Annotated in this window: 14 protein-coding genes; 8 read left to right on the top strand and 6 right to left on the bottom strand. The window is 71.1% G+C overall.

From position 1 onward, the window contains the following. Nucleotides 1–74: 74 nt before the first annotated feature. On the top strand, nt 75–1,139 hold the full coding sequence (locus K2F47_RS41750; protein ID WP_372490899.1) for a serine hydrolase domain-containing protein: 1,065 nt from the start codon (nt 75–77) through the stop codon (nt 1,137–1,139). On the opposite strand, the gene K2F47_RS21860 is transcribed toward K2F47_RS41750, so the two are convergent. Then, nucleotides 1,021–1,863 (bottom strand): NAD(P)H-binding protein, encoded by an 843-nt coding sequence (locus K2F47_RS21860; RefSeq protein ID WP_242906654.1) that lies wholly within the window; start codon nt 1,861–1,863, stop codon nt 1,021–1,023. The genes K2F47_RS41750 and K2F47_RS21860 overlap by 119 nt on opposite strands. Before the next feature lie 80 nt (nt 1,864–1,943). Between K2F47_RS21860 and K2F47_RS21865 the strand changes: the two genes are divergently transcribed. Further along, the gene (locus K2F47_RS21865; protein ID WP_242906656.1) at nt 1,944–2,870 is read left to right on the top strand and encodes an AraC family transcriptional regulator; all 927 of its coding nucleotides are present in this window, start codon (nt 1,944–1,946) and stop codon (nt 2,868–2,870) included. Between the two features lie 26 nt (nt 2,871–2,896). Here the strand turns inward: K2F47_RS21865 and K2F47_RS21870 are convergent, their stop codons facing one another. Continuing rightward, the gene (locus K2F47_RS21870) at nt 2,897–4,057 is read right to left on the bottom strand and encodes a hypothetical protein (RefSeq protein ID WP_242906658.1); all 1,161 of its coding nucleotides are present in this window, start codon (nt 4,055–4,057) and stop codon (nt 2,897–2,899) included. Between the two features lie 394 nt (nt 4,058–4,451). Between K2F47_RS21870 and K2F47_RS21875 the strand changes: the two genes are divergently transcribed. From K2F47_RS21875 to K2F47_RS21895, 5 genes are read left to right on the top strand one after another with little or no spacing between them, the layout of a single operon-like run. Further along, complete coding sequence (locus K2F47_RS21875; protein ID WP_242906659.1) at nt 4,452–4,781, top strand: hypothetical protein; 330 nt, start codon at nt 4,452–4,454, stop codon at nt 4,779–4,781. After that, the gene (locus K2F47_RS21880; protein WP_242906661.1) at nt 4,778–5,806 is read left to right on the top strand and encodes a peptidoglycan-binding protein; all 1,029 of its coding nucleotides are present in this window, start codon (nt 4,778–4,780) and stop codon (nt 5,804–5,806) included. Before K2F47_RS21875 ends, K2F47_RS21880 begins: the two co-directional genes overlap by 4 nt. Then, nucleotides 5,803–6,480: an ABC transporter ATP-binding protein gene (locus tag K2F47_RS21885; protein WP_242906663.1), complete on the top strand. Its 678-nt coding sequence runs from the start codon at nt 5,803–5,805 to the stop codon at nt 6,478–6,480. Before K2F47_RS21880 ends, K2F47_RS21885 begins: the two co-directional genes overlap by 4 nt. After that, complete coding sequence (locus K2F47_RS21890) at nt 6,477–7,658, top strand: ABC transporter permease (protein WP_242906665.1); 1,182 nt, start codon at nt 6,477–6,479, stop codon at nt 7,656–7,658. The genes K2F47_RS21885 and K2F47_RS21890 overlap by 4 nt, the downstream gene beginning before the upstream one ends. A 60-nt stretch (nt 7,659–7,718) precedes the next feature. Further along, the gene (locus K2F47_RS21895) at nt 7,719–8,081 is read left to right on the top strand and encodes a hypothetical protein (protein ID WP_242906667.1); all 363 of its coding nucleotides are present in this window, start codon (nt 7,719–7,721) and stop codon (nt 8,079–8,081) included. A 16-nt stretch (nt 8,082–8,097) separates the two neighbouring features. On the opposite strand, the gene efeU is transcribed toward K2F47_RS21895, so the two are convergent. From efeU to K2F47_RS21915, 4 genes are all read right to left on the bottom strand, one after another. After that, nucleotides 8,098–8,958, bottom strand: coding sequence for an iron uptake transporter permease EfeU (efeU, locus tag K2F47_RS21900; RefSeq protein ID WP_242906669.1), 861 nt, complete (start codon nt 8,956–8,958; stop codon nt 8,098–8,100). Between the two features lie 132 nt (nt 8,959–9,090). Beyond that, nucleotides 9,091–10,341 (bottom strand): HRDC domain-containing protein, encoded by a 1,251-nt coding sequence (locus tag K2F47_RS21905; protein ID WP_242907520.1) that lies wholly within the window; start codon nt 10,339–10,341, stop codon nt 9,091–9,093. Between the two features lie 166 nt (nt 10,342–10,507). Continuing rightward, nucleotides 10,508–11,080 carry a DUF3000 domain-containing protein gene (locus K2F47_RS21910; protein ID WP_242906671.1) on the bottom strand — a complete coding sequence of 191 codons (573 nt, stop codon included), beginning with the start codon at nt 11,078–11,080 and terminating at the stop codon, nt 10,508–10,510. A 133-nt stretch (nt 11,081–11,213) separates the two neighbouring features. Further along, nucleotides 11,214–11,474: a hypothetical protein gene (locus K2F47_RS21915; protein WP_242906673.1), complete on the bottom strand. Its 261-nt coding sequence runs from the start codon at nt 11,472–11,474 to the stop codon at nt 11,214–11,216. 213 nt (nt 11,475–11,687) lie between these two features. Between K2F47_RS21915 and hemE the strand changes: the two genes are divergently transcribed. Next, nucleotides 11,688–12,776, top strand: coding sequence for a uroporphyrinogen decarboxylase (gene hemE, locus K2F47_RS21920; RefSeq protein ID WP_272497288.1), 1,089 nt, complete (start codon nt 11,688–11,690; stop codon nt 12,774–12,776). Nucleotides 12,777–12,870 lie beyond the last annotated feature (94 nt).

The raw sequence follows: 12,870 nt of genomic DNA on the forward strand, positions 1-12,870 counted from the left end.
CCCCAGCGTTAATGCCGAGCGTTCAAGATCAACGAAGAATGGAGCAGACGATGATTCGGTTCGGCGCGACGGGGATGATCGGTATCGCGGTGCTCACCGCCACGACGGGAACGGCGTCGGCGGCACCGGGGGCCGCGGGCGGGACGACGCTCCAGCGGGACGCCGAGGCGATCCGGCGCAGTCGGCACACAAGCGGAGACCAACACCCCGGCGGAGACGGCGCGGTCCCGCGCCACTGTCGCCGACCTGCGGACGAACCGTCCGATCTTGTACGGCGCCTACTTCCGCGGGGCAGCAACACCAAGACCTACGTCGCGACCACGATCCTGCAACTCGCTGGTGAAGGACGGCTCGGCCTGGACGACACGATCGGCGAATGGCTGCCCGGCGTCGTCGAGGGCAACGGCAACCGCGGCAGCAAGATCACGATTCGGCAGTTGTTGCAGCACACCGGCGGCCTCTATGACTACGCCAACGACCTGGACTTCTTCACGGAGGAAGGATTCGCGAAGCACCGGTTCGATCATTATTCTCCCGCCGAGCTGGTCGCGTTGGCGATGCGGCACCGCCCAGGCTCCCAGCCGGGAGAGCGCAATCCCGACGGCACGTCGAAATGGAAATACTCCAACACCGGATACGTCCTCGCGGGAATGCTCATCGAACGGGTGGCCGGGCACTCCTGGGAGCGGGAGGCCACCCTCAGGATCGTCCGCCCGCTCGGCCTCCGGCACACCGGCTTCGCCCGGGGCCGCGAGTACCCCGTCCACACGCGCAGGGCTACAACCAGTTCGCCCCCGGAGGCCCCCTCAGGGACGTCACCGACTTCGCCCACAACTGGGCGCACGGAGGCGACACCCTCGGCCACGCGACCCGCGAGGGCGTCGCCCCCCGACGGCCGCCGCAGCGTCACGGTCAGCGTGTCGACGCCCCGGAGGCCCAGGAGAAGGCGGTCGAGAAGACGATCGAGGACGCCCTCTGCTGAAAACGGCGGCCACCCCGTCCAGGGGTGGCCGCCCCCCCTCATACCGCCCAACCGCCCTCGGCGGCGGTGGACGCGGCGAACTCGGCGAAGCTGCGCGGCGGCCGCCCCAGGGCACGCGGCACCCCGTCCGAGACGTGCTCGTCCTTCCCCTCCCTGAGCGGCTCGATGAGATCCGCGAACGCCGCCGCATCCGCGGGCGACCACCCCTGCCCGACGAGCTCGGCGACATACTCCTCGACCGACAACGGCACATAGCGGACGTCGCGCCCGGCCGCCTCGGAGATCGCGGCGGCCGCCTCGTCCAGCGTCACGGCCCGGGGCCCGGACAGCTCGTAGACCTGGCCGGAGTGCCCGCCCCCGGTCAGCGCGGCGACCACCACCGCCGCGATGTCCTCGGCGTCGACGAACGACGCGGCCCCAGCCCCACCGGGCAGCCGCAGCTCCCCGGCCCTGACCGCGTCGGCGAAGAACCCCTCACTGAAGTTCTGCGCGAACCACCCGGGCCTGCTGATCGTCCACTCCAGCCCGCTCTCCCGGACGGCGGTCTCACCGTCGACGAGACCCTCCAGCATCCCGCCGGCGTCCTTGGCGTAACCGGGCACGTCGATCCCGCGCCCCGAGGCCAGCACGACCCGCCGCACCCCGAGCCGCACCGCCCGCTCGACGAACGGCCGCACGAGCGCCGTCCCGTCCAGCGGGACGATGTAGACGGCTTGCACGCCCTCCAGGGCGGCGTCCCAGGTGGAGCGATCCGTCCAGTCGAAGAAGTGTTCCCCGCCCCGTGCCGCCGCACGAACCGCCACCCCCTCCTCCCGCAGCCGCCGAGCCACGCGCCTGCCGGACTTGCCGGTCGCCCCGGTAACAAGAACCTGATGTCTCATGCCCCCAGCCAACCCCGCGCTGCTGAGACGATCCATGCCTGAAAAGCTCCACCTGATGTCTGACCGTCTAACCTGGCCGGATGGACGCCGTATCGGAACTCCTGGCAGGCGTACGCGCTCGCGGCGCCGTCTTCCGCCGGACGATCATGCGCCCACCCTGGGCCCTCCGCATGACCAGCGGCGCCTCCCTGACCCTGGCGACGATGCTGGACGGCCACGCCTGGATCGTCCCCGAGGGCCACGACCCGGTACGCATAGGCCCAGGCGACATAGCGGTGGTCCCCGGCGACGCCCCCTACACGGTGGCCGACGCCCCGACAACGAAACCGACCCAGCAGATAACCACCGCCGACTACTGCCCCGGCCCGGGCCACACCCCCCGCACCTGCGGAGACCCCGCCGACGAAGCCCCCGTCCTCCTAAGCGGCGCCTTCGAACGCCGAGGAGAGTTGAGCGAACGCCTCCTCCGCGCCCTCCCACCCGTCCTGGTGGTCCCGGCCGAGGATGGCGCGTACCCGTCCCCAGAACTGATAGCCGCGGAGATCGCCAAAGACCGCCCAGGCCAGCAACTGGTCCTGGACCGCCTCCTGGACCTCATGCTCGTCTCCGCCCTCCGCACATGGTTCGACACCCCGAACTCAACCGCCCCGGCCTGGTGCCGCGCACTGGACGACCCGATAGTGGGCACCGCACTGCGCCTCCTGCACGAATCTCCCGCCCACCCTTGGACGGTCGCAGACCTGGCCGCCAAGACCGGAGTGTCAAGAGCAGCCCTGGCCCGCCGCTTCACCACCCAGGTAGGCGAACCCCCAATGTCCTACCTGACCAGCTGGCGAATAGCCCTCGCCGCCGACCTCCTAAAGGAAACCGACGAAACCGTCTCCGCAATCGCCAGAAAAGTAGGCTACGCCAACGCCTTCGCCCTGAGCGTGGCCTTCAAACGCCTAAAAGGAACCCGCCCCACAACCCACCGAACCACCACTACGCACCCCTGGCCCCCAGCGTAGGTTCCGAGTCGCGTCCTGTGGCCCTCTCAGCGGCCACCCGCCCCTTGCAGCCAAAGCAAGGGCTCCACGATGTTGATCGGTGTGATATTTCCTCGAAGGAACAGTGTCCCGTCACTACCGGCCCCGATGTTGTAGTGGTCGGCGGGATCGAAGCGCTTTGAGTCGTTCAGGTGAAACCCAATGGAAGAAGTTGCGAAGTAGCGGACGCGTTCCGGGGAAAAGTATCGCTTGATGGCGTGGCGGACCAGGCTGGCGCCGCCGGTGGGAGACGACCTGCACAGGTGGTCGAAAAAATCTTCAGCGCGATCCGCCGAAACCTGCGGCGTCAGAGTGGAATCGGCGGGATCGACCCAGAGGTGACCCCCCTTGCGTGCGAAATCGAGGATCTCGGGGTGATCGTACTTGGTGATGCACACGGCTATGTTGAGCGGGAGGCGCGAGCCGATCAGCCTGCCGCTCTGATGAAGTCTGTGCTCAAGCAGTGCAAGGGTGCTCTGAAAGTACTCCCACGAGTCACCATAGTGCCGCTCGCGCAGGGGATCGAAGAAATAGATGATGCAGTCACTTGTCGCCAAGGCGTTCAAGAGCCGATCCTTCTCGATCGCCTTTCCCTCGAAGCCGTTCTCGTCCTCGACGAACAGTCCCAGTGTGGGAGGAGGAGTAGCTTCCGCATACAGTCCACCCGGTGGGTCGACGACCTCGATGTGAAGCTGGATGGGGATTCTCCCACTGGCGCGACGCCAGTGTTGGCGCATTTCGACCTCGATCTCCGACGCCATGATCCAGCTGAATTCATGGACGAAGTAAGTGGCTTCAGGAAATGTGCGACGGCCGATCAGGGTGGCGGTCTGCATGGTAATGAAATCGGTGGACTCGACGTCGGCCCCGGTGAGGAACCACTGCCTCTCCAGAAGGGAAATGGCGGCATTAAGGGACGCCAGGTAGCATGTTTTCCCGCTTCCTGGAGCTCCCCAGAGGATCACCCGCTGGTCGAGATTTATAGGCTGCAACTTCCCGCGCCATTTCGGCGGGGTGTGCTGGACTTTCGTGAGTTCGGTGACGCTCTTGGCGACGCGGAACACGGGGCTGGCCTCATGGAAATGAATATCGCCGATGATGTCCCTGAACTGCACAACATTGTTGGCGTGCCCGGAAGCCTCGTTCCTGTGGGGTTGTTCATGTGCCATCGCCAACCGCCGCCCCTGTCCAGGCAAGTACCTTCTCGACCCGTGGGTCCGGAGCGTAGCCGCTGCCGTGGATGACGGCGGCCCCTTCTGGCGGTTCCGCCTGACCGCCTGTGGCCGGTTGGGGGAGGGCTCGACAGTGAAGGCTCGGTCCGATCAAGCGCCAGAGTTGGCTGATGCTGGTTTAACCCCTGGGGTGGTCTTCTTGGGGGGCTGGGACGTGGGTTCTGGCGGAGAGGACGGTATGGGGTCTCGCGGGTTCGGGCTTGTGGTTGTGGTTTTGGTGGGGCTTTCGGGGTGTGGTGGGGGGTCGGGTGGGGTTGTCAGTGCGGGGGGTTCGGGTTCGCCTCGGAAGTCGGTTTCGGCGGAGGATGCTCAGCTCGGGTTCGCTCGGTGCATGCGGGAGAACGGGGTGGACGTTCCTGATCCGGGGAGTGGGAATCAGAAGGCGTTGCGGCTGGGGAAGGGAGATGATCGGGAGAAGGTTCAGGCGGCCTTCAAGAAGTGCCAGTCGTGGTTGCAGGCTGGGGGGAAGATGCCCGATCTCAATGATCCGGCGGTGCGGGATCTTTATGTGAAGTTCGCGCAGTGCATGCGGGAGCACGGGGTCGACGTGAAGGATCCCAAACCGGGTGGGGCCATTGAGGTTCCCAGTGGTAGCAGTCCTGAGGCGGTCGAGAAGGCGCGGAACGCTTGCCGGGGGGTTTTGCCGGGGAGCGGGAAATGAAGTGGGCGCTGGTGGTGGGCGGTGTCGTTGTCGTGGGGGTCGGGGTGGGTGCGGTCGTTCTTAGTTGGGGCGGGGACGAGGCGGAGGCCCGGCGTGGGGTGCGGCTCGGGACGGCGGTGGTGAGCCGGGGGGATCTCGTGGACACCGAGAAGGTGGACGGGAGGCTCACCTATGTCGGGGCGCGGGACGTGTGGACCGGGGCGTCCGGGATTGTGACGTGGGCGCCGAAAGAAGGGGCGACCGTTCGGCGGGGCGGGGCGTTGTTGGGTGTCGCGGGGAAGGTCGTCACGTTGATGTATGGGGGGAGTCCCATGTATCGGGTGCTCAAGGTGGGGGGATCGGGTGGGGACGTGCGGCAGCTTGAGAGGAATCTCGTGGCGCTCGGGTACTCGGGTTTGACGGTCGATAAGCGGTTCACCGGGGCCACGGAGGCCGCCGTCAAGGAATGGCAGGACGATCGGGGGCTTGAGGTGACGGGGGCCGTTGATCCTGGGCAGGTCGTCTTTCTCGGTGGGGCGGTGCGGGTGCGGAAGGTGCGGGCGCCGGAGGGAAGGCAGGCCGTTCCGGGGCAGCCCGTGATGGAGGTGTCGGGGACGCGGCGGGCCGTCCACGTGGATCTGGACGCCGACAAGCAGGATCTCGCGCGGAAAGGTGCAAAGGTCTCGGTGGAGCTGCCCGGTGGGAAGGCCGTTTCGGGGACGGTCACCGAGGTCGGCGACGTCGCGGTGAGCACCGGGAGTGGGCAGGACAAGAAGACCACGGTGGGGGTCGACATCGCGGTTAAAGGGCCCACCGGACGGCTGGACGAGGCTCCCGTGACCGTCGAGCTGGAGAGCGAGCGGCGGCGGAACGTGCTGTCGGTGCCGGTCGAGGCGCTGCTGGCGACGCGGGAGGGCGGCTTCGCGGTCGAGGTCGCCGATGGGACGGGCAGGCTCGTCCCGGTGCGGATCGGTGCGTTCGGTGGAGGACGGGTCGAGGTCAGCGGGGTCGCGGAGGGTGTGAAGGTCGGGGTGCCGGAGCGGTGACGATCGTCAGGTTGGACGCGGTGACCAAGGAGTACGCGGGCGGGGTCGTGGCGCTGCGGGGCGTCGAGCTGGCCGTCGAGACGGGGGAGATGGTCGCGATCGCCGGGCCGTCCGGGTCGGGCAAGTCCACGTTGCTGCACATGATCGGCACGTTGGACCGGCCGACGGCGGGACGGGTGCGGGTGGCCGGGTACGACGTCGCGCGGCTGTCGGACCGGGAGCTGTCGGCGCTGCGGGCGCGGCACATCGGGTTCGTGTTCCAGCAGTTCCATCTCGCGGCGGGGGTGAGCGCGCTCGACAACGTCGCGGACGGGCTCCTCTACCGCGGCGTGGGGGTGCGGGAGCGGCGGGAGCGGGCGCGGGCCGCGCTGGAGCGGGTCGGGCTCGGGCACCGGACGCGGCACCGGCCGCACGAGCTGTCGGGCGGCGAGCAGCAGCGGGTCGCGGTGGCGCGGGCCGTGGCGGGGGAGCCCGACCTGCTGCTGGCGGACGAGCCGACCGGCAACCTCGACTCGGCGGCGGGCGCGGAGGTGCTGGCGCTGCTCGCCGAGCTGCACGCGGCGGGCACCACGGTCGCGATCATCACGCACGACACGGAGGTGGCGGACGCGGCGCCCCGCCGCGTCCGGGTGCGGGACGGCTTGATCGTCGCCGACGAGCGGGGGGCGCGGTGAGGCCCGCGCGGCTCGGGCCCGGGGACGTGCTGCGGGTCGGGCTCGGCGGGCTGCGGGCGCGTCCGGCACGGGTGGTGATGTCCGCGCTGGGGATCGCCATCGGGATCGCGACGATGGTCGCGGTGATCGGGATCTCGTCCAGCAGCAAGGCGGAACTGCTGCGGCGGCTGGACCGGTTCGGCACGAATCTGCTGCGGGCCGAGCCCGGCGACACGCTGTTCGGGGACGCGGCGGAGCTGCCGGAGGCGGCGCCGGAGATGGTCCGCCGGATCGGGCCGGTGACGGCGGTCGGCGCGACCGGGGCGACGGACGCGACCGCGCGCCGGTCCGACCGCGTCCCGGAGGAGGTCACGCAGGGGATCGCGGTGCAGGCCGCGACGCCCGCCCTGCTCGGCACTCTCGGCGCGCGGACGGCGGCGGGCCGCTGGCTGGACGCGGCGACCGGACGCTACCCCGGCGTCGTCCTCGGCTCGGAGGCGGCGCGGCGGCTCGGCCTCGACCGGCCCGGCGATCAGGTGTGGATCGGCGGGCGCCGGTTCACCGTCCTCGGCGTGCTGGCGCCGGTGGAGCTGGCGCCGGAGATCGACCGGTCCGCGCTCGTCGGCTGGGACGCGGCGCGCCGCCACCTCGGGTTCGGCGGGCACCCGACGACGGTGTACGAGCGGTCGGCGGACGCGTCGGTCGGCGACGTCCGGGCCGTCCTCGCGCGGACGATCGACCCCGAGCACCCGGAGCAGGTAAAGGTGAGCCGCCCCTCGGACGCGCTGGCGGCCAAGGCCGCGGCGGCGGGCGCCTTCACCGGTCTGCTGCTCGGCCTGGGCGCGGTCGCGTTGCTGGTCGGCGGCGTCGGCGTCGCGAACACGATGGTGATCTCGGTGCTGGAGCGGCGCCGCGAGATCGGGCTGCGGCGGTCCCTCGGCGCGACGCGGGGGCAGGTCCGCGTGCAGTTCCTCGCCGAGTCGCTGCTGCTGTCGGCGTGCGGTGGGGCGGTGGGCGTCGTGCTCGGGACGGGGGTCACGGCCGGGTGCGCGCTCGCGAAGGGGTGGCCGCCGGTCGTCCCGGTGTGGGCGCTCGGCGGCGCGCTCGCGGCGACGCTCGCGATCGGGACGGCGGCGGGACTCTACCCGGCGGCGCGGGCGGCGCGGCTGTCGCCGACGGCCGCGCTGGCCACGGTCTGAGGAACCGGTGCATGATTGGGACGCCGATGACGTCCCACCTGGGGAGGTGCCCCCGCCGCCATGCCCGTGCCACGTCCGCTCCGCGAGCGCTGCCGCGAGTTCCTCGGGATCGACGGTGAGATCCGCTACCTGTTTCCCGCGATGGCCCACGGCGGCGGAGCGGGGTTCGTCTTCGTCGTCACCGACGACCAGGTCGCCGTGATCTCCACCGGTTCGCTGAGCCGCAGCACCCCGAAGAGCATCTGGGGCAGCTACCCGCGCGGCACCCGGATCGGCCCGGTGGAGCTCGGCGCCGGCGCGTCCTTCGAGTTCGCCGGGGCCGCGTTCGAGATCGACGACGAGTACGTCCCGGTCGTCAACGCCGCCGACACCGAGATCTTCGCGCGCGACAGCCTGCCGCGCGACCCGCTGCCCGACCTGTGAGGCAGTGTCGGGGAGGTCAGGACGTGGCGGGCTGGTTCGCCGGGGCCGGGCGCGGCTTGGACGGCGACGAGGAGCGCAGGAACAGCGCCATCACCGGGACCAGGTAGAGCGCCCACATGACGAGCTGGAGCCACGTGATCTGCGGGGTGACGTTGAGGACGCCCTGGAAGATCGTCTGCATCCAGTCGCCCGGCGTGCCGAACTTGGCGAAGAACAGGTGCGGCTCCAGCGCGACCGACCGGAGGCCGGGGAACACCTCGGCCTCCTGGAGGTCGTGGAAGCCGTAGCCGAACACGCCCGCCGCGACCACGATGAGCGCCGCGCCCGTCCAGGTGAAGAAGCGCTTCAGGTTGATCTTCAGCCCGCCCCGGTAGAGCAGGTAGCCGAGCGCGACCGCGACCGCGAGGCCGAGCAGCGCGCCGGTGATCGGCTGCGTGGAGCCCTCGGAGGAGTTGCTGATGTTGGTCCACAGGAACAGCGCGGTCTCCAGGCCCTCGCGCCCGACGGCGAGGAACGCCACGACCGAGAGCGCCACGGGACCGACGTCCAGCGCGCCCTGGAGCTTGCCCTCAAGCTCGGCCTTCATGAACCGGGCGGCCTTGCGCATCCAGAAGACCATCCAGGTCACGAGCCCGACCGCGACGATCGACAGCACGCCGCCGAACAGCTCCTGGGTCTTGAACTGCATCTCCGAGGACGCGGCGCTCAGCGCGATCCCGAACCCGACGCTGAGCGCGATGGCGATCGCGATGCCCGTCCACACGGGCAGCAGGGCGCGGCGGTTGCCGGTCTTCACCAGGTACGCGATGAGGATGCTCACGACCAGCGCGGCCTCGAGCCCCTCGCGCAACCCGATGAGGAAGTTGCCCAACAGCATCGCGACGCACCTCCACCGACCACACGTTTTAGGCAAAGCTAACCTAAACAAGTGTGTGCTCGGACGGCGCCCCCCGCAAGGGCGACTTCCCCCCTGGCAGGGGACGGCGTCGAGGTGGGAACGTTCCGGCGCCTACACTTCCCCCTTGTACTCCAGCCGGAGGAACGCCCTGGCCAGCGGCTGGGCGGTCAGCTCCACCTGCCAGCGGCGGGCGCCGAGGGCGGTGAGCGCGGCGCCGACGGCGGACGCGGACGCCTCGTCCGGCGGCGTCCACGCGAGTCGGCGCACCGAGTCGGGCTGCATCAGGTTCTCCGACGGCATCGCGTGCTCCTCGGCCAGCGCGGCGACGACGGCGCGGGCCGCGGTGAGCCGCTTGGCGGCCTCGGGGTCGCGGTCGGCCCAGCGGTGCGCGGGCGGCGGGCCGTCGCCGGGCAGGTTGGCCTCGGGCAGCTCCCGGTCGGACAGGCCGCGGGCACGGGAGACCGCGCGCAGCCAGGCGGACTGGTGGCGGCGGGCGCCGCGGCCCCGCATGGTGGGCAGCGCTTGCAGCTCGGCGGGGGTCTTCGGGGCCTTGAGCGCCAGCTCGACGATCGCCGCGTCCTGGAGCACCCGGCCGGGGGACAGGTCGCGCTCGCGGGCGATCTTGTCGCGGGCCTCCCACACCTCGCGGACGGTCGCGAGCGCGCGCCGGTTGCGGACGCGGTGAATCCCGGACGTGCGGCGCCACGGGTCGGCGCGGGGCGGCTTCGGCGGTGTGGCCAGGATCGCTGCGAACTCCTCCAGCGCCCAGGCCAGCTTGCCCGCCGCCTCCAGCTCCGCCTCCAGCGCGTCGCGCAGCTCGACCAGCAGCTCGACGTCGAGCGCGGCGTAGCGCAGCCAGTCGTCGGGCAGCGGACGGGTCGACCAGTCGGCCGCCGAGTGCCCCTTCTCCAGCAGGAAGCCGAGGACGTTCTCGACCATCGAGCCGAGGCCGACGCGCGGGTAGCCGAGCAGCCGTCCGGCCAGTTCGGTGTCGAACAGCCGCCGGGGGACCAGGCCGACCTCCGCGAGGCAGGGGAGGTCCTGGTTGGCGGCGTGCAGCACGAGCTCCGCGTCGGCGAGCGCGGCGTCCAGCGCGGACAGGTCGGGGCAGCCGACCGGGTCGATCAGGGCGGTGCCCGCGCCCGCGCGGCGGAGCTGGATCAGGTACGCGCGCTGCCCGTAGCGGTAGCCGGAGGCCCGCTCGGCGTCGACCGCGACGGGCCCGGTACCCGCGGCGAACGCGGCGATGACACGTTCCAGACCGGCGGCGTCGGCGACGACGTCCGGCACGCCCTCACGCGGCTCCAGCAGCGGGACGGCAGGGGGCCCGGCGTCCTGTTCCGGTCCGGCGTCCTGTTCCAGGGAGCCGGCGTCCCGCTCCGGCGAGGTTCCCGCGGACTGCTTCTCCGCACCGGTGCCCCGCTCGGGACCGGTGGCGCGCGTTTCGGACACTCCCACTGTTTCCGTGTTCTCCCCCGCCGCCTCGGTTTCGGACGCTTCGCTTCCCACGCCCCCTACCGTACGTCGCTCAGCGGCCGGTGCCGCCGGGACGGTCGGGCAGGGACGCGACGCCGGTGGGCGGCAGACCCGCCGTCGTGCACATCACCTCGCACCACGCCGCCACGTGTCCCGCCAGGTCGTCGCCGGTCGGGGACCAGGACGCGCGCAGTTCGAGCTCGGTGGTGGAGGGTTCGTCGGCCTTGTCCCCGAAGCTCTCCGACACCGCGCGGGTGATCGTCCCGGACACGCCCGCGTAGCCGGCGGGCTCCAGCGCCTCCAGCAGCCAGCTCCACGCGACCGAGCCGATCAGCTCGTCGGCGGCGATCTCGGGTTCGAGGTCGGCGCGGATGTAGGCGACGACGCGGAAGCCGTTCGCCCAGTCCTTCTCCCGCGCGCCGTCGGGGTCGTACAGGACGATCAGCCGTCCCATCGCGATCTCGGTGTCGTCGTCGCGGTAGACGCTGCCCGACAGCGCGGCGGCATAGGGGGCCAGGTTCCGCGGGGCGGGCATGTCCTCCAGGTCGAGCTCGGGCCGGACGTCCGGCCCGTCGAGGATCTCGCGCAGGGTGTCGAGGGCCCGCTGGAAGGCAGGTGGGTTCATGGTCGGACCGGCCTGGGGCGGGGGATGGGACTCGGATCGGTGACGGTGGGACGGGTTCCCGCCGCGCGCGACGGGAGGATGCGGGGGAGAGACAGGCACAGCACAGATGGTTTCGTTTCGGGGGCCGGGCCGGTCAGGCGACGGTCCGCGTGGAGCCGGCACGGGACGGGCGGGGGTGAGCCGACCGGTCTCGGGCCGGTTGGTCTTCTCGGGCCGGTTGGTGCCGGGTCGGCAGTTTTCGAGTTGGTCGGGTGCGGTCGGACGTGGCGTCCGGCGCCGGGGCGGTGCCGATCAGCATGGCCGTGTCGACCAGCACGGCCGTGCCGCACTCGGTGCAGGCCCGCTCGGGACACTCCTCGCCGTGCCCGTCGGGGCAGGGCGGCTGCTCGAACATACGTTCATCACCGCAGGTGGAGCAGTACAAGGGGGAACCTCCCTCGGCTATGACACGGATCACGTTCGCATGAGCCGGTGACAGAATGCGGGACTTCGCTCGGCGTGTCCGGAACTTCGTTCGCGTGTTGCGCGTTCTCCGGTGTTCCGCGGCGCCCCTGGCGGGGACTCGCCGGGCCGGTGTGGCCGCCCGCGGTATCCGTGGGACCATCGGATGGTGGTTCCCGACGTTGTTGGTCACGACGACCCCTTTCCGAACGCGCACGCTCCGGCCCTGCGTGACAGCCCGTTCCTGCGGGCGTGCCGGCGCGAGCCGGTGCCGCACACGCCGGTGTGGTTCATGCGGCAGGCCGGGCGGTCGCTGCCGGAGTACCTGCGGGTGCGCGAGGGCGTCCCGATGCTGGAGTCCTGCACCCGCCCCGACATGATCGTCGAGATCACGTCGCAGCCGGTGCGCCGCTACGCGGTGGACGCGGCGATCTTCTACAGCGACATCATGGTGCCGCTGAAGGCGATCGGCGTCGACCTCGACATCAAGCCCGGGGTCGGCCCGGTGATCGCCGATCCGATCCGGGACGCGGCGGGGCTCGGCGTGCTGCGCCCGCTCGAACCGGACGACGTCCCCTACGTCACCGAGGCGGTGGGAGGGCTGGTCGGCGAGCTGGGCGCGACGCCGCTGATCGGCTTCGCGGGCGCCCCGTTCACGCTCGCCTCCTACCTGGTCGAGGGCGGCCCGTCCAAGAACCAGGAGCGCACCAAGGCCATGATGTACGGCGCGCCCGACCTGTGGGACGCGCTCATGGGCCGCCTCGCCGATCTCACGATCGCGTTCCTGAAGGTGCAGGTCGCGGCGGGCGCGAGCGCGATCCAGGTGTTCGACTCGTGGGTCGGCGCGGTCGCGCCGCAGGACTACCGCGAGTCGGTGCTGCCGCACACGAGCCGGATCTTCGACGAGATCGCGGGGCTCGGCGTCCCGCGCATCCACTTCGGCGTCGGGACGGGCGAGCTGCTCGGGCTGATGGGCGAGGCGGGCGCGGACGTCGTCGGCGTCGACTGGCGCGTCCCGCTGGACGAGGCCGTCCGCCGGGTCGAGCCGGGCAAGGCGTTGCAGGGCAACCTCGACCCCTCGGTCCTGTTCGCGCCGTGGGAGACGGTGGAACGCCGGGCGCGCGACGTGCTCGCCCGCGGCCGCACCGCCGAGGGGCACGTGTTCAACCTGGGGCACGGGGTTCACCCGTCCACCGATCCGGACGTGCTGGCCCGCCTCGCGGATCTCGTCCACGAGGCGAGCACGGGGGAGTAGCCGGGCCGGTCGGCGAGGCGGCTGGTCGGCGAGGCGGCGGGGGGTTATCCACAGCGCACGCCCCGATGCGCGGTTTCGCGGGGCGTCTGGGAGG

Source organism: Actinomadura terrae (genome assembly GCF_022751215.1).
Taxonomy (GTDB): Bacteria; Actinomycetota; Actinomycetes; order Streptosporangiales; family Streptosporangiaceae; genus Spirillospora; species Spirillospora terrae.

What these genes read in the sequence shown, in the direction of transcription:
- K2F47_RS41750 (WP_372490899.1), top strand. Translation starts at nt 75, where the DNA reads ATGATCGGTATCGCGGTGCTCACCGCCACGACGGGAACGGCGTCGGCG.
- K2F47_RS21860 (WP_242906654.1), bottom strand. Translation starts at nt 1,863, where the DNA reads ATGAGACATCAGGTTCTTGTTACCGGGGCGACCGGCAAGTCCGGCAGG.
- K2F47_RS21865 (WP_242906656.1), top strand. Translation starts at nt 1,944, where the DNA reads ATGGACGCCGTATCGGAACTCCTGGCAGGCGTACGCGCTCGCGGCGCC.
- K2F47_RS21870 (WP_242906658.1), bottom strand. Translation starts at nt 4,057, where the DNA reads ATGGCACATGAACAACCCCACAGGAACGAGGCTTCCGGGCACGCCAAC.
- K2F47_RS21875 (WP_242906659.1), top strand. Translation starts at nt 4,452, where the DNA reads ATGCGGGAGAACGGGGTGGACGTTCCTGATCCGGGGAGTGGGAATCAG.
- K2F47_RS21880 (WP_242906661.1), top strand. Translation starts at nt 4,778, where the DNA reads ATGAAGTGGGCGCTGGTGGTGGGCGGTGTCGTTGTCGTGGGGGTCGGG.
- K2F47_RS21895 (WP_242906667.1), top strand. Translation starts at nt 7,719, where the DNA reads ATGCCCGTGCCACGTCCGCTCCGCGAGCGCTGCCGCGAGTTCCTCGGG.
- efeU (WP_242906669.1), bottom strand. Translation starts at nt 8,958, where the DNA reads ATGCTGTTGGGCAACTTCCTCATCGGGTTGCGCGAGGGGCTCGAGGCC.
- K2F47_RS21910 (WP_242906671.1), bottom strand. Translation starts at nt 11,080, where the DNA reads ATGAACCCACCTGCCTTCCAGCGGGCCCTCGACACCCTGCGCGAGATC.
- K2F47_RS21915 (WP_242906673.1), bottom strand. Translation starts at nt 11,474, where the DNA reads ATGTTCGAGCAGCCGCCCTGCCCCGACGGGCACGGCGAGGAGTGTCCC.
- hemE (WP_272497288.1), top strand. Translation starts at nt 11,688, where the DNA reads ATGGTGGTTCCCGACGTTGTTGGTCACGACGACCCCTTTCCGAACGCG.